The following is a 288-nucleotide window of genomic DNA, read 5'->3' as shown; positions in this document are numbered from 1 at the left end:
AGAGAGGATTTTCACTATATTATTACTTCCCTTGAAGAAACAAAAGGTAAATATGCTCCACAGTTTTTATCAAAGTTAGTTTCCACAACAATACTTCAAAGGTTGAGCTTTAAGAATTTTATTAAAACTTATAAGGATAAATTCACAGGAGTTGATAAATTAATAAATTACCTAGAAGAAAGTTACAAACTATGGAATAGAATTGATGTTTATAATGACAAGACCTATTTATCTAAAAAAACCTTAACCCAAAATGAATCCAAATACATAGCTTTGTTAGATAAATTA

At 26.4% G+C, this 288-nt stretch carries 1 protein-coding gene; it reads left to right on the top strand.

Annotation, left to right across the window (positions count from 1 at the left end; all coding sequences use genetic code 11):
* The coding region (locus tag ACX6CF_RS27370; protein ID WP_458788522.1) for a hypothetical protein at positions 1-288 on the top strand (288 nt) is incomplete at both ends.

The organism is Vallitalea sediminicola (assembly GCF_054408565.1).
Note: the sequence above shows the minus strand (reverse complement) of the source record. Positions and strands in the feature narration are given on the sequence as shown.